Origin of the sequence: Duganella caerulea (assembly GCF_040362985.1) — a bacterium.
Taxonomy (GTDB): domain Bacteria; phylum Pseudomonadota; class Gammaproteobacteria; order Burkholderiales; family Burkholderiaceae_D; genus Rugamonas; species Rugamonas vulcania.
The window spans coordinates 63,698-78,693 of record NZ_BPWJ01000004.1 but is presented as its reverse complement, the minus strand read 5'-3'; the positions used below and the strand labels follow the sequence as shown (position 1 = coordinate 78,693).

Below are 14,996 nucleotides of genomic sequence, written 5' to 3'. Positions count from 1 at the left end.
CTTTACGCGGCGCCCAGGTCCACCGCGCATGCGTTGTCGCCTGGCGCGCTTGGCGTGGCCGCGTGCGGGACCAGCAGCGCGGCCGGCACGCCGTTCTTAATCGCGGTCATCTCGGCCAGGATGGAGATGGCGATCTCGGACGGCGTCTTGCTGCCGATGTACAGGCCGATCGGCCCGTGCAGGCGCGCCAGCTGCTCGCGCGTCAGGTCGAACTCCAGCAGCCGCTCGCGGCGCTTGCCGTTGTTCAGGCGCGAGCCGATGGCGCCGACGTAGAACGCGTCCGACTTCAAGGCCTCCATCAGCGCCAGGTCGTCCAGCTTGGGATCGTGGGTCAGCGCGACGACGGCGCTGCGGCGGTCCAGCTGCAGCGCCAGCACGACATCGTCCGGCATCTCGTGCACCAGCTGCACGCCGTCGACCTGCCAGCCGGCGCGGTATTCCTCGCGCGGGTCGCAGACGATGACGTGGTAGTCCATGGCGGTGGCGATCTGCGCCAGGAAGCGCGACAGCTGGCCGGCGCCGATGATCAGCAGCCGCCAGCGCGGGCCGTGCAGGCTGACCATGGCGCGCTCGCTGACCTGCATCTGCGCGCCCGGCGGGGCCTTGGACAGTTCGACCTCGCCGGAGCGCAGGTCCAGGCGGCGCTGCACCAGTTCATGCGCCTCCAGCCGTTCCAGCAGCTCGGCGACGCGGCTGCGCGCCGACAGCGGCTCGATCGCCAGCTCGATGGTGCCGCCGCAGGGCAGGCCGAATCGGTGGGCCTCGTCGGCGGTGATGCCGTAGCTGACGATTTCCGGCGTGGTGCGGCGTATGCCCTCGTTGCGCACGCGGGCGATCAGGTCGTCCTCGATGCAGCCGCCGGAGACGGAGCCGATCACCGTGCCGTCCTCGCAGATGGCCAGCGTGGCGCCCACCGGACGGGGACTGGATCCCCAGGTCTTGATGACGGTGATCAGTTCACAGCGGCGCCCCGCGGCGATCCACGCCGCGCTGGTTTTGAGTACTTCGAGATCGATGCTGTCCATGGATGGAATATACTACGGCTCTCTAAAGCTTGCAGGAACTGCCATGACCACTCCCAAGGAAGACGACGGCTCGCCCAAATTCGGCCGCCTGCTGATCGTGCTGATACTCGCCGTGCTGGCCTGCGCGGGCCTGACCTGGTTGATGGGGAACGTGTTCCCCAACTTCCCCAACTAGACTATCGGCATAGCACCGACAGCGCGTTGTCGAACGGGCTGTCCGGCACGATGTCTTCCGGGTTGAACTTCTCGTATTTGTAGTTTTCGACCGGCTCGCCCTTGCCCATGGCCTCGGGGTAGAACACCTGCGACAGCAGCACGGTGGTGCGGTCCTCGCAGGAGTACAGGTGCAGGGCCTTGACCGAGCGGTAGGGCCGGCCCTCGGGCGTGGTTTGCGCCTTGCCGAAGCTGCGCATGGACCAGGCCTTGCGCGTCTTGTCGGCCTTGATGATGCTGGCCTTGTCGATGTAGAAGACGCCGGCGCCGTCGCCCTTCACACGGGCCCACTTCGCCGCCTGGGCCCAGCTACACATCAGTATCAAGATGATTGCCAACAGGCCCGGCTTGTTCATGGCGGTCTCTCAGGTTTATGGCACCAGCGGTTTCTTGGCCGCCTGCTTGGCCTTGATTTCGGCGATGGTCTTGTCGATCACCGACAGGCGATAGTGGACGGCGGGGTGGATGGCAGTATACCCGTTCAGCACCGTGGCGGGATATTGGCCGGCGAGGCGCTGCCAGAAGGCGTGGGCGTGGTCCAGGCTATAGCCGGCGCGCGCCACCATGTATAGCGACAGGTAGTCGGCCGCCGCGTCCAGCTCCTGCGGCATGGGCTTGACGCCGCCGGTGGTGATCAGCATGGTCAGGTCGGGACGCACCGAGACCAGGTTGTCGATGATGCCGCCGACCGTGTAGGCCGAGCGGGTGGTGGCTGCGTGGCCCAGCACATTGTGAGCGATGTCCTTGGCCAGCACGTAGGCGATGGCTTCGTCGCTCTGCGCGAAGTTCACCATGCCGCGCGTGATCAGCACCCGCTGGCCGTCGGAGTAGGCGTTGATGTTGTCCGAATTGCCGATGTCGATCTTGAAGGCGCAGGCGCGCGTGACCGGCACGTTGAGCGCCTGGTTGCGGCCATCGCGCGCGACGATCAGGTTGAGCGACTGGTGGCCGGAGACCAGCGGGCCGAGGATGCCGGCGGCCAGCGTCTCGGCGTTCTGGCCGGTCGGCAGGCTCTTGCCCTCGGCGGCGACCAGGCCGTCGCCCTTGCGCAGGCCGGCGCGCGCGGCGCCGCTGCCGGCCAGCACGCTGGCCACTTCGAGGCGGTCGCCGTAGTTCAGCACCGCCTGCGCGGCGTCGACGAATTCGCCGGTGTAGGAGTATTTGTTCTTGGCGGTGAAGCCGAGCAGGTTGCGCGCCTGCGTGCGGCACAGGTCCGCGTTGTTGATCAACAGCGGGCCGGCGATGCGGTACAGGCGGTCCTGCAGCGCCACCATCTGGGTCAGGGCTTCGCGCGCGGCGGCCATCTTGGCGGTGACCACCGGCGGTTCCTCGTTGATGACGCGCGCCACCACCGGTTCGGCAGGGGCGGGCGCCGGCTTGGACTTGAAGGCCGAACAGGCCGACAGCAGCGTGGCCGCCGCCAGCAAAGACAATGGCGCGAGTTTATTGATCTTGTTTGTCTGCTGGACCATCCGGTGTCTCCGTCTGTTTTTGTTAGTGTTTTCCGGTGCTGCCAAAACCGCCTTCACCGCGTTCGCTGTCGCCGAATTCCTCGACCACGTTGAAGCCCACCTGCACCACCGGCACGATGATCAGCTGCGCCAGGCGTTCCATCGGGTTCAGCGTGAAGGCGCTGTGGCCGCGGTTCCAGGTCGAGATCATCAACTGGCCCTGGTAGTCGGAATCGATCAAGCCTACCAGATTCCCCAGCACGATACCGTTTTTGTGGCCCATGCCGCTGCGCGGCAGGATCATGGCGGCGTAGCCCGGATCGGCGACGTGGATCGCCAGGCCGGTTGGAATCAGCACGGTCTGTCCGGCTTCGATGACCATGGGCGCGTCGATGCAGGCGCGCAGATCGAGGCCGGCGGAACCTGGCGTGGCGTAGGCCGGCATCTGGTCTTTCATGCGCGGGTCGAGGATTTTGACGTCGATGTTTTTCATTTAATTGGCAAATAGGGAGTGCTGGGAGATCCGTTTGGAGATCTCGGAAATCAGTTGGCGCGCCAGCGTGAGCTTGTCGGCGCGCGGCAAAATGGTGTGGCCGTTTTCATCGAACAGGATGATGGTGTTGTCGTCCTGGCCGAAGGTGTGGTGGCCGATATTCCCCACTAGCAGGGGGATGCCTTTTTTCTCGCGCTTGTCGGCGCCGAACTGGATCAGGTTCTCCGATTCGGCGGCGAAGCCCACGCAGTACGGATGGCCGGCCAGCGTGGTGCGCGCGGCGACGCTGGCGAGGATGTCCGGGTTCTGTTCGAACTTCAGGTCCGGCACCGAGCCGTCCGGGTTCTTCTTGAGTTTCTGCTCGCTGGAGTTGGACACGCGCCAGTCGGCCACCGCCGCCACCGCGATGAAGATGTGCTGGTGGTCGACATTGGCCATGACCGCGTCGTGCATCTGCAGCGCGCTTTGCACGTTGATGCGCTGGACGCCGAACGGCGCCGGCAGCGCGGTCGGGCCGGACACCAGCACCACCTCGGCGCCGGCCTCGCGCGCGGCGCGCGCCACGGCGTAACCCATCTTGCCCGAGGACAGATTGGTGATGCCGCGCACCGGGTCGATCGGCTCGAAGGTCGGGCCGGCGGTGATCAGGATGCGCTTGCCCGCCAACACCTTGGGCTGGAACGACGCGATCAGCTCTTCGAGCAGCTGCGCCGGTTCCAGCATGCGGCCCATGCCCACTTCGCCGCAGGCCTGGTCGCCGGAGGCGGGGCCGAACAGCACGATGCCGTCGTCGCGCAGCTGCTGCACGTTGCGCTGGGTGGCGGGGTTCTGCCACATCTCGACGTTCATGGCCGGCGCCACCAGCAGCGGCACCAGGCGTGGACGCGCCAGGCACATGGTCGACAGCAGGTCGTCGCAGACGCCGTGCGCCAGCTTGTAGATGAAGTCCGCCGAGCAGGGCGCGACCAGGATGGCGTCGGCGTCGCGGGTGACGTCGATGTGGGCCATGTTGTTCTCGACGCGCGGATCCCACTGGCTGCTGAACACCTTGTTGCCGGACAGCGCCTGCATGGTGACGGCGGTGATGAAGTGGGTGGCGGCGTCGGTCATCACCACCTGCACCGAGGCACCGGCCTTGGTCAGCGCGCGGCACAGTTCCGCCGCCTTGTAGCAGGCCACGCCGCCGGACAGGCCGAGGACGATTTTCTTGCCGGTCAATTCCATCATGATGTGCTGCCCCAGTTAGCGGTTCACCCGGCGCAGCTCATCGAGGATGAACAGCGCCGCGCCGATGCAGATGGCCGAATCGGCGATGTTAAACGCCGGGAAGTGGCCCAATCCGCCCCAGTGGAAATCGAGGAAGTCGACCACGTGGCCGTACAGGATGCGGTCGATGACGTTGCCGATGGCGCCGCCCAGGATCAGCGACAGCGCCCACGAGAACATGCGCTGGCTGCCGTGCTTTTTCAGCAGCACGATGATCCAGGCCGCCGCGCCCAGCGCGATGGCGGTGAAGAAGTAGCGCTGCCACCCGCCGCTGTTCTGCAGGAAGCTGAACGCCGCGCCCTTGTTATAGGCCAGCACCAGGTTGAAGAAGGAGGTGATGACTTTCTCTTCGCCGAGCTGGAAGGTCTTGGTGATGGTGATCTTGGACAGCTGGTCGAACAGGATGACGATGGCGGCAATGCCCAGCCAGGGCGTGAGGCTGCCCGAGGATTTGGTCGGAAAGATTTTTTTGGTGGCCATAAAATTTCAGAGTGGTTCGTGGCGACGGCGCCGCCGCTCCCGGTGGGGAACGGCGGCCCTCATATTAAGCGAACTTGCGTTTTTCGCCCGCACCGAACAGATTGCTGTGGCAACGGCCGCACAGGGTCGGATGGTCCGCGTGCGAGCCGACGTCGGCGCGGTAGTGCCAGCAGCGCTCGCACTTCTCCGCCGTGGACGCGGCCACTTCGACCGCTTCCTCCGCCTCGCTCGCCACCTGCACCGCCTTGGCGGCCGAGGTGATGAAGACGAACTTCAGGTCGTCGTCCAGGCTGGCCAGCAGCTGGTACTTGTCGCCGGCGGCCTTGATGGTCAGTTCCGCCTGCAGCGAGGAGCCGATCGCGCCCGAGGTGCGCACGTCTTCCAGCTGCTTGGTGACGTCGTTGCGGACCGCGCGCAGAGCCGTGTACTTGGCCAGCAGCGCGGCGGCGTCGGACGCTTCCGGCAGCTTCCACCAGGTCTGCGTGAAGATGGTTTCGTCGCTGGCCTTGTAGGCCTCTTCGCCGGCGAAGATCGCCCAGGCTTCCTCCGCCGTGAACGACAGCGCCGGCGCCATCACGCGCAGCAGGCTTTGCGTGATGTGCCACAGCGCGGTCTGCGCCGAGCGGCGCGCGTGCGAGGTGACGGCCGTGGTGTACAGGCGGTCCTTGAGCACGTCCAGGTAGAAGCCGCCCAGGTCTTCCGAGCAGAAGTTCTGCAGCTTGGAGTAGACCGGCTGGAATTCATACTGCATGTAGTGCTCGGCGATTTCCGCCTGCAGCGACGCCATGTTGGCGACGGCGTAGCGGTCGATCTCCAGCATGTCGTCGATCGCCACCGCGTCCTTGGCGGCGTCGAAGTCCGACAGGTTGGCCAGCAGGAAGCGCAGCGTGTTGCGGATGCGGCGATAGGCTTCGGTGACGCGCTTGAGGATCTCGTCGGAGATCGACAGCTCGCCGGTATAGTCGGTGGTGGCGACCCACAGGCGCAGCATGTCGGCGCCCAGCTTGTTCCACACGTCTTGCGGCGCGATGGTGTTGCCGATCGACTTGGACATCTTCTTGCCTTCGCCGTCGACCACGAAGCCGTGGGTCAGCAGGGCCTTGTACGGCGGGGCGCCGTTCAGCATCGAGGAGGTCAGCAGGGAGGAGTGGAACCAGCCGCGGTGCTGGTCCGAGCCTTCCAGGTACAGGTCCGCAGGGAAGGCCGACTGCTCCTTATGCGAGCCGCGCAGCACGGTCTGGTGGGTCGAGCCGGAATCGAACCAGACGTCCAGCGTGTCCTTGTTCTTTTCGTAGGCCGACGCTTCGTCGCCGATCAGGTCTTTCAGGTCCAGCGCCAGCCAGGCGTCGATGCCGCTCTTCTCGATCAGCTTTGCCACCTGCTCCAGCAGTTCCGGGGTGCGCGGATGCAGCGCGCCGGTTTCCTTGTGGACCACGAAGGCCATCGGCACGCCCCACTGGCGTTGGCGCGACAGGGTCCAGTCGGGACGGTTGGCGATCATGCCGTGCAGGCGCGCCTTGCCCCAGTCCGGGAAGAACTTGGTCTCGTCGATGCCTTTGAGCGCGGTTTCGCGCAGCGTGTGGCCGCCGTCCTTCGGCTTCACATCCATGCCGGCGAACCACTGCGAGGTGGCGCGGTAGATGATCGGCGTCTTGTGGCGCCAGCAGTGCATGTAGCTGTGGTCGAACATCTTCACTTCGAACAGCGCGCCCGCTTCCTTCAGGGCGGCGCAGATCGGCTTGGAGGCTTCCCAGATCGTCATGCCGCCGAACAGCGGCAGCGAGGCGGCGTATTTGCCGTCGCCCATGACCGGGGTCAGGATGTTCTCGTCCTTCATGCCGTGCGCGCGGCAGGAGATGAAGTCGTCCAGGCCATACGCAGGCGCGGAGTGGACCACGCCGGTGCCGCTTTCGGTGGTCACGTATTCGGCCAGGTACATCGGCGACATGCGGTCGAAGAAGGCGTCCGAGGCGTGCAGAGGGTGGCGGAAGCTGATGCCGCCCAGCGCCGCGCCGTGACAGGTGGCGATGGTGGTGCCTTCGAGCTTGTAGCGCGCCAGGCAGGCTTCGACCAGGTCCTGCGCCAGGATCAGCAGCAAAGGCTGGCCGTCACGCTCGGTCTGCACCAGCGAGTAGATCACTTCGGCGTTGACGTTCAGCGCCTGGTTGGACGGGATGGTCCACGGGGTGGTGGTCCAGATGACGATGAAGCCGTTCTCGGTCGGCAGCTTGTCCATGCCGAAGGCGGTGGCCAGCTTGTCGAATTCGGCGAACTTGAAGCCGACATCGATGGCCGGGTCGCGCTTGTCCTGGTATTCCACTTCGGCTTCGGCCAGCGCGGACTGGCAGTCGAAGCACCAGTTGACCGGCTTCAGGCCGCGGTAGACGTAGCCTTTCTCCAGCAGCTGGCCGAGGGCGCGCAGTTCGTCGGCCTCGTTCGAGTAGTTCATGGTCAGGTAAGGGTTCTGCCATTCGCCCAGCACGCCCAGGCGGATGAAGTCCTTGCGCTGGCGGTCGACCTGCTCGTAGGCGTAGGCGCGGGCCTTGGTCAGCACTTCGGCGGTCGGCAGGTTTTTGCCGTACAGTTTTTCGATCTGGATCTCGATCGGCATGCCGTGGCAATCCCAGCCCGGCACGTAGGGCGCGTCGTAGCCGGCCATGCCGCGGGCCTTGACCACCATGTCCTTCAGGATCTTGTTGACGGCGTGGCCGATGTGGATGTCGCCGTTGGCGTACGGCGGGCCGTCGTGCAGGATGAATTTAGGACGGCCGGCGGCGGCCTTGCGCACGCGCTCGTAGATCTTCTTGTCTTGCCACTCCTTGACCCAGTTGGGTTCGCGCTTGGCCATATCGCCGCGCATCGGGAACGGGGTTTCGGTCATGTTGACCGGGTATTTACTTTCAGGCTTTTTTGCGGATTTGTTATCGGACATGGTTATCTTCAGTGATTTTATTCGGGGAGTTCTGTGTAGCCGGCGCGCGTAGCTGGTCGCGCGGTTAAATTCGGTCGGTGGCCGTGATGGCGCCTTCGCGTTCTTTAAAGCGTTCGGCAAAATACGCGCGGGCGATGTCGGCATCGCGGTGGATGGCGGCGGTCAGCGTCGGCAGGTCGACGTATTTTTCCTCGTCGCGGATCTTGTGCAGGAATTCGACGCGCACCTGTTTGCCGTAGCAGCCCTGGGCGAAGTCGAACACGTGCACCTCCAGCAGCACGCGGCCGCTGTTGTCGACGGTGGGGCGCACGCCCAGGCTGGCCACGGCCGGCAGCGGACGCTCGGCCAGGCCGTGCACCTGCACGATGAAGATGCCGGCCAGCGCGGGGCGGTGCGGCACGCGCAGGTTCAGCGTGGGGAAGCCGAGCGTGCGGCCCAGCTTCTGGCCGTGGATCACGTGGCCGGAGATGGCGTAGGGATGGCCCAGCAGCGCCTCGGCATGCGCGAAGTCGCCCGCGGCCAGCGCGGCGCGCACGGCGGAGGACGAGATGCGGGTGCTACCGTTCATCACGGTGGGCAGGGTCTCGACGTGGAAGCCGTACTGCTTGCCCGCTTCCAGCAGCATCTGCACGTTGCCGGTGCGGCGGGCGCCGTAGCAGAAGTCGTCGCCGACCATCAGCCATTTGACGTGCAGGCCCTCGACCAGCACCTTTTCGGTGAATTCCTGCGGCGTGAGCGCGGCGAAATGGGCGGAGAAGTGCTCGACGATGACGCGGTCGATGCCGTTGTCGGACAGCGATTGCAGCTTGTCGCGCAGGTTGGCGATGCGGGGAGGGGCTTTCGACAGGTCGCCGGCCTTCTGGGCGAAGAATTCGCGCGGATGCGGCTCGAAGGTCATCACGGCCGCTTCCAGCCCGAGGCTGGTGGCGGCTGCGCGCACGCGGCCCAGCAAGGCCTGGTGGCCGAGGTGGACGCCGTCGAAATTGCCGATCGTGAGCGCGCACGGCGCGCGCGCCGCTGCATTGGGTAGACCGCGAAATACCTTCATGGGAATCTGGTGGAAACTGTCGCTAAATGGAAGATTATACGGTTTGTTTGCCTTAGCCGACAGTTATAGCGGGAAATGCGGAGGGAAATGCGGGGACAGGGCATAAAAAAAGCGCTGGCCGGCGCGGGGCCGGACAGCGCTTTTGCGCATCGAAACCGCCGGATTACATCGGGTGGTTGATGTTCAGGGTCCAGTAGCGGGCCAGGTCGGCGGCGCCGTCCTTGCCTTTGACCGTTTTCAGGGTGGCCAGCGCGGCGGGCTTCTTGCCGGCGATGAACTGGGCGATACCCTGGTGCAGCTTGACCGCTTCAGGATTCTTCGCGGTGCCCAGCTTCACAGCCTGGTCCAGCAGCGCCAGGCCCTTGTCGGCCTTGCCTTCGGAAACCAGGGCGTAGCCCATGTTGGCCAGCGCGTCGGCGTCCTTGGCCTTGACGGCCTCGGCTTCCAGCGCAGGCTGCTTGGTGTCGAACTCGGTCTGGGTCTTGGCGGCCAGGTCTTTCAGGCGCTGGTGGCGGGCGGCGTCGGAGCCGGTGCCCAGCGCGCCTTTCTTGTAGCCCTGGTCGATGATCTTGATCGCTTCGGCAGGATTACCCGCTTGCAGTGCCAGCTGGGACATTTCCATGTACTCGCCCGGCTTGGTCAGCAGGCCGTTGGCCAGGCGCAGACGCAGCACGTCCAGCGACAGCGACGACGAGAAGCCCGGCTTGCCCGACACGCGGTTCAGCAGGTCGGCCCAGTAGCTGGTCTTCGGATAGGAGCCGGCCAGTTTTTCCAGGGTCTGGACGTAGCCTTCCTTGTCGTTTTGCTTGAGCTGGATGTTGGCCAGCATCTGCAGCGACGATTCCGAACCGGCTTTCGACGATTGCAGTTCCTTGGCCGCTTCAGCGTACTTGCCGCTGATGTAGTAGGTCTGGATCAGCAGTTCGCGCATCTGGCCGTCGTTAGGATTGTCTTTCAGCGAGCGCTGGATCCAGGTGATGGCTTTTGGGTAGTCCTTGGCGCGGTAGTAAATGCTGGCCAGGGCCTGGGTGAATTTTGGTTGTTCGGCAGCCGACAGCTTGCCGGAGTTGATCACGGCTTCGAAGGCCTTGGCGGCGGCGTCGTTATCGCCGGCGGCTGCCGCGGCCGAAGCGCGGGTGCGTTCGATCAGATAGGATTCATGGGGCGATTTGCCACCGACGGCATCGGCTTCCTTGAGCTTAGCCAGTGCTTCTTTGTTCTTGCCTGCCGCAGCCAGTTTCTGTGCTTCCTGCAATGGTTTGCCGATTTCAGCGCGCACCGCGTCGGCCGCGTAGGCAACCGAGGAAAAACCTGCCAAAGGAGCTGCTGCTGTAAAACCAATAGCGGCCATTACCAGGCCGAGATGAGCGAGACGAAACTTGGTCATGGGTAAGTTTTCTTTCATCAAAATGCGAAATAGGCAGGAATGGTCCTGCCTATCGTTGAACATAGAACTGATTATTGGAACTGTTCGTTGCCGACCAGGCCAATCTTGGTCACGCCCAGACGCTGGGCCGCAGCCATCACGCCTGCCACGACTTTATACGAGACCAGCTTGTTCGGACGCAGATGCACTTCCGGCTGGTCTGGTTGCGCCGCGACGTCGGTCAGTTTCGCTTCCAGGGTACCGCGGTCAGGAACGACAGCGTTATCCCACAGAATCGTACCGTCGAAGTCGACGTCAATCGTGATGACCACAGGTTCCTTGACTGGCGGCGGCGGCGTGCCGACCGGCATGTTCAGGTTGACCGAGTGGTTGGCCTTTGGAATCGTAATGATCATCATGATAATCAGCACCAGCATCACGTCGATGAGGGGCGTCATATTCATTTCCATCATTGGTTCCGGGTCCGCGCCACCGCTGGCTGGGGAGCCGACATTCATACTCATGGTGTTTCCTTTTAAGAAGGGCAGGCCCCGACTGCGGGCCTGCGATGCACTAGAGGGGATTAACCCTTATCAGGCGGTTCGGTGATGAAGCCGACCTTCTGAATACCAGCACGCTGGGTAGTGTAAATAACCTTGCCGATTGCTTCGTAGCGTGTTTCTTGGTCACCACGAACATGCACTTCCGGCTGAGGCAATTTGACCGCTTCCACCTTCAGATGGTCGAACAAGTCATTCGCGTCGCGCATCCTCTTCTGGTTCCAGTAGATGTCGCCATCCTTGCTTACAACGATGTTGACATCTTCCGGCTTGGTCTGGATAACCTGGTTGGCTTCTTCTGGCAGCTTGATTTTGATCAGCTTCAGAACAACCGGGCTCGTGATCAGGAAGATAATCAGCAGAACCAACATGATGTCCACGAGGGGCGTCGTGTTGATTTCTGACATGACTTGATCTTCGTCTCCGCTATCGGAGCCTACGGACATCGACATGATTAATTATCCAATCTTTTTAGCGCCGGCGGCACGGCCAGCTTCGCTGGTGGACATCGCGCCCGAGATCAGTACCGAGTGCACGTCAGCCGAGAACGAACGCACGTCTTCCATTGCCGACTTGTTACGACGCACCAGCCAGTTGTAACCCAGAACGGCAGGAACCGCCACGAACAGACCGAAAGCGGTCATGATCAGCGCTTCACCCACTGGACCTGCAACTTTGTCGATCGATGCGTTACCCGACATGCCGATGGCGATCAGTGCATTGTAAATACCCCAAACGGTACCGAACAGACCGATGAACGGTGCGGTCGAACCAACGGTTGCCAGGAACGACAGGCCGTCTTGCAGACGCGATTGAACTTTGTCAACAGCGCGCTGGATCGACATGGTCACCCAGGTCGACAGGTCGATTTGTTCCAGCAGGGCGCCGTCGTGGTGCACGGTGGCCTTGGTGCCGGTTTCAGCGATGAAGCGGAATGGCGAGCCGTCTTTCAGGGCTGCCGAACCAGCAGCGATCGACGAGGCTTTCCAGAACTTGGCCGAGGTTTCTTTCGACTGTTTGAAGATCTTCATCTGGTCGATCAGCTTGGTGATGATGATGTACCACGAACCCATCGACATCAGCGACAGGATGATCAGGGTGCCGCGCGATACGAAACCACCGTTCCAGACAGCTTCGAAGCCGTATGGATTGTCCACTTCTTCTTTGCCGCCCTTGGCAGCTGGAGCTTCTGCTGCTGGTGCCGGTGCGGCTGCCGCATCCGCTGCTGGAGCGGCTGCTGGTGCCGAAGCGGCGGCCGAGGCTGGCGCGTCAGCGAAGGCTGGGGCGCTTACCAAGGCGGTGGCTGCGGTCACGGAAAACAGCACAGCGGCCAGTACAGCGGACAAACGGGTATTCTTAAACATGCTTCCTCCAAATTGATAAAATAATCAGATCGCTGAACGTAATGACAACGAAAATTACTAAGTGAGACGCTACTGCCGCCTCGGTTTTACTCCAGCGTCCAGACGTATTGCATCTGCATCCACGCTTCCGTCGGTTTCCCGTCGGTCAGACCCGGTTTGAATCGGCATTTGCTGATGCCGTTAACCGCGGCCTTGTCCAAGTCCCTAAAGCCACTGGATTTGACGATTTTGGAATCGGCGACATGGCCGTCGGTTCCAATCAAGAACGATAACGTGACCGTACCGGTTTCTTCGTTACGCAGGGAGGATTTTGGCCACTCCGGTTTCGCGCAAGTGCTGAAGTCAGCCACAGCAGCTACGTTCACCGATTTGGCTGGTCCTGGTGGCGCTGCCGGTGGGGCTGGCGGCGCCTTTTGCAGTTCGTTCGTCGCAGGCTTCACGTTGGTCGCGTTCGCGATCGTGTTTTGCGGCGGCGGAGGCTGCTGCACGTTCACCTCAACTGGCGGGATGAATGGCGGTGGGGGCGCTTTCATCTCTGGCGGAGGTGGTGGCGGTGGGAGTTCTTTCGGTGGAGGAGGTTTGACCTCCTCAATGATCTTGGTCTCCACTGGTGCGATCATCTTGCTCACCAGACGTTTACCCAAGCCCGTCACGATCCCATAAGCAACCAGGAGGTGCAACAAAACGACAATGGTAATGCCTGTAAAGTTCTTCCCGGTGCTTTTCTCGTTGTGCGTGAAATTCATGCCTGCTTTCTCCAATACCAACTCTTTTTTGTTGCTACTTAAACCCCAAAATGGCGACACAAAACAACAGCCGCATCCGGGACGTCGGCGAATTATACATACGAATTCTTGATTTTACATAGAATTTTCATCCCTAAAACCGGTTAAATTTCATAGGGTTTTCCTATGTGATAGCGCTCTCTTTGCACCGTTCTAGCTCAATATGCAAGACTCTCCGGGGCAATTTTGGGGCGAGACGCACCACGACATTACTTAGTTTTCCCTTAAGCCCAAAAACGGAATATTATGCACGTAATTTTACTACGAACAATTGATAATTTGGTCGCAAATGTTTCTTTGTTGAAATTCTTGCGGGCAAGGCCGTACAAATTATCGTAAAAAATTATTGACTTTTGCACTGCACCATGCCTTTGCTAAAAAAAACCGGGGCCAGAGCGACCTCTCTGACCCCGATTCCTCCCTTGCAAGAGCCATGCCCGACCGCTGCAAAGCCCTATATATATGTTGCTCAGCTTCCCCGGGCGCGTTTCTCCCGTTTGACCTCCAGCGAGCTGACGACCTCGCCGCTGGGCGACACGGTTTCCAGGTGCACGTCGAATCCCCATAGCCGCGCCACGTGCTTGAGCACCTCGCCGGCCTGCTGGTTCAGCGGCCGCCGCTGGAACTGCGTATGGCGCAGCGTCAGCGCGCGGTCGTCCCGCGTGTTGACCGACCACACCTGGATGTTCGGCTCACGGTTGCCCAGGTTGTACTGCTCGGCCAGCTGCTGGCGGACGTAGCGGTAGCCCAGGTCGTCGTGTATGGCGGAGATTGCCAGTTTTTCGTTGTTGTCGTCGTCCAGTACGGCAAAGAAATGAAAATCGCGGATCAGCTTGGGCGACAGGTACTGGGCGATGAAGCTCTCGTCCTTGAAATTGCGCATGGCGAAATCGAGCGTCTTGCGCCAGTCGCTGCCGGCGATGTCCGGGAACCATTCGCGGTCCTCGGCGGTCGGGTGCTCGCAGATGCGGCGGATGTCGGTCATCATGGCGAAGCCCAGCGCGTACGGGTTGATGCCGCTGTAGTAGGGGCTGTTGACCGGCGGCTGGTAGACCACGTTGGTATGGCTCTTCAGGAACTCCATCATGAAGCCGTCGCCCACCACGCCCTCGTCGTACAACTGGTTGAGGATGGTGTAGTGCCAGAAGGTGGCCCAGCCCTCGTTCATCACCTGGGTCTGGCGCTGCGGGTAGAAGTACTGCGAAATCTTGCGCACGATGCGCACCATCTCGCGCTGCCACGGTTCCAGCAGCGGCGCGTACTTCTCGATGAAGTACAGCAGGTTTTCCTCGGGCTCGGGCGGGAAGCGCGGCGTGGCCTTTTCCTCCTCCTCTTCCTCGCGCCGGGGCAGGGTGCGCCACAGCTCGTTGATCTGCGACTGCGCGTAGGCTTCGCGCTCCTTCTGGCGCGCGCGCTCCTGCGCCATCGACAGCTTGGCCGGCCGCTTGTAGCGGTCGACGCCGTAGTTCTGGATCGCGTGGCAGGAGTCGAGCAGCAGCTCGACCGCGTCGATGCCGTGGCGCTGCTCGCACTCGGCGATGTAGTTCTTGGCGAACACCATGTAGTCGACGATCGCGTCGGCGTCGGTCCAGGTGCGGAACAGGTAGTTCCCCTTGAAGAAGGAGTTGTGGCCGTAGGCCGCGTGCGCGATCACCAGCGCCTGCATGGTCAGGCTGTTCTCCTCCATCAGGTAGGCGATGCAGGGATTGGAGTTGATGACGATCTCGTAGGCCAAGCCCATCTGCCCGCGCTTGTAACCCTTCTCGGTCGACAGGAAGTGCTTGCCGAACGACCAGTGGTTGTACGACACCGGCATGCCGACCGAGGTGTAGGCGTCCATCATCTGCTCGGCGGTGATGATCTCCAGCTGGTTGGGATAGGTGTCCAGCCCGAAGCCTTCGGCGACGCGGCGGATTTCCTGGTGGGCCTGCTCGATCAGTTCGAACGTCCATTCCGACTGCTCGGGCAGGGCGCGCGGATGGCGCGGCTTGGGTGTCATGTCGTTCATGGCGG

General features: G+C 62.4%; 15 protein-coding genes. 1 reads left to right on the top strand and 14 read right to left on the bottom strand.

Features of this window, described 5'->3' with window-relative positions:
• Positions 1-2: 2 nt before the first annotated feature.
• Positions 3-1,025, bottom strand: coding sequence for an XdhC family protein (locus ACUJB0_RS13170; RefSeq protein WP_444845614.1), 1,023 nt, complete (start codon positions 1,023-1,025; stop codon positions 3-5).
• 43 nt (positions 1,026-1,068) lie between these two features.
• On the opposite strand from ACUJB0_RS13170, the gene ACUJB0_RS13165 reads away from it, so the two are divergent.
• A complete protein-coding gene (locus tag ACUJB0_RS13165; protein ID WP_008451449.1) occupies positions 1,069-1,200 on the top strand; it encodes a hypothetical protein in 132 nt (43 codons plus the stop codon).
• A gap of 1 nt (position 1,201) precedes the next feature.
• On the opposite strand, the gene ACUJB0_RS13160 is transcribed toward ACUJB0_RS13165, so the two are convergent.
• The 13 genes from ACUJB0_RS13160 to ACUJB0_RS13100 form a co-directional block, all read right to left on the bottom strand.
• On the bottom strand, positions 1,202-1,594 hold the full coding sequence (locus ACUJB0_RS13160) for a surface-adhesin E family protein (protein WP_444845613.1): 393 nt from the start codon (positions 1,592-1,594) through the stop codon (positions 1,202-1,204).
• Positions 1,595-1,609: 15 nt separating this feature from the next.
• Positions 1,610-2,710 carry a M48 family metalloprotease gene (locus ACUJB0_RS13155; protein WP_444845612.1) on the bottom strand — a complete coding sequence of 367 codons (1,101 nt, stop codon included), beginning with the start codon at positions 2,708-2,710 and terminating at the stop codon, positions 1,610-1,612.
• Between the two features lie 22 nt (positions 2,711-2,732).
• Complete coding sequence (gene dut / locus ACUJB0_RS13150) at positions 2,733-3,182, bottom strand: dUTP diphosphatase (RefSeq protein ID WP_161089375.1); 450 nt, start codon at positions 3,180-3,182, stop codon at positions 2,733-2,735.
• Positions 3,183-4,406 (bottom strand): bifunctional phosphopantothenoylcysteine decarboxylase/phosphopantothenate--cysteine ligase CoaBC, encoded by a 1,224-nt coding sequence (gene coaBC, locus ACUJB0_RS13145; RefSeq protein WP_444846050.1) that lies wholly within the window; start codon positions 4,404-4,406, stop codon positions 3,183-3,185.
• Positions 4,407-4,424: 18 nt separating this feature from the next.
• Positions 4,425-4,928 (bottom strand): signal peptidase II, encoded by a 504-nt coding sequence (gene lspA / locus ACUJB0_RS13140; RefSeq protein WP_444845611.1) that lies wholly within the window; start codon positions 4,926-4,928, stop codon positions 4,425-4,427.
• A gap of 64 nt (positions 4,929-4,992) precedes the next feature.
• The gene (gene ileS / locus ACUJB0_RS13135) at positions 4,993-7,860 is read right to left on the bottom strand and encodes an isoleucine--tRNA ligase (RefSeq protein ID WP_444845610.1); all 2,868 of its coding nucleotides are present in this window, start codon (positions 7,858-7,860) and stop codon (positions 4,993-4,995) included.
• Between the two features lie 64 nt (positions 7,861-7,924).
• Positions 7,925-8,908, bottom strand: coding sequence for a bifunctional riboflavin kinase/FAD synthetase (locus ACUJB0_RS13130; RefSeq protein ID WP_444845609.1), 984 nt, complete (start codon positions 8,906-8,908; stop codon positions 7,925-7,927).
• Between the two features lie 163 nt (positions 8,909-9,071).
• Complete coding sequence (locus ACUJB0_RS13125; RefSeq protein WP_444846049.1) at positions 9,072-10,259, bottom strand: tetratricopeptide repeat protein; 1,188 nt, start codon at positions 10,257-10,259, stop codon at positions 9,072-9,074.
• 107 nt (positions 10,260-10,366) lie between these two features.
• Positions 10,367-10,798, bottom strand: coding sequence for an ExbD/TolR family protein (locus ACUJB0_RS13120; RefSeq protein WP_199538691.1), 432 nt, complete (start codon positions 10,796-10,798; stop codon positions 10,367-10,369).
• A 59-nt stretch (positions 10,799-10,857) separates the two neighbouring features.
• Positions 10,858-11,286 (bottom strand): ExbD/TolR family protein, encoded by a 429-nt coding sequence (locus ACUJB0_RS13115; RefSeq protein ID WP_117011681.1) that lies wholly within the window; start codon positions 11,284-11,286, stop codon positions 10,858-10,860.
• A gap of 6 nt (positions 11,287-11,292) precedes the next feature.
• Positions 11,293-12,198 carry a MotA/TolQ/ExbB proton channel family protein gene (locus ACUJB0_RS13110; protein ID WP_199538690.1) on the bottom strand — a complete coding sequence of 302 codons (906 nt, stop codon included), beginning with the start codon at positions 12,196-12,198 and terminating at the stop codon, positions 11,293-11,295.
• Between the two features lie 86 nt (positions 12,199-12,284).
• Positions 12,285-12,944 carry an energy transducer TonB gene (locus ACUJB0_RS13105; protein WP_117011680.1) on the bottom strand — a complete coding sequence of 220 codons (660 nt, stop codon included), beginning with the start codon at positions 12,942-12,944 and terminating at the stop codon, positions 12,285-12,287.
• Positions 12,945-13,452: 508 nt separating this feature from the next.
• Positions 13,453-14,991: a SpoVR family protein gene (locus tag ACUJB0_RS13100; RefSeq protein ID WP_444845608.1), complete on the bottom strand. Its 1,539-nt coding sequence runs from the start codon at positions 14,989-14,991 to the stop codon at positions 13,453-13,455.
• Positions 14,992-14,996 lie beyond the last annotated feature (5 nt).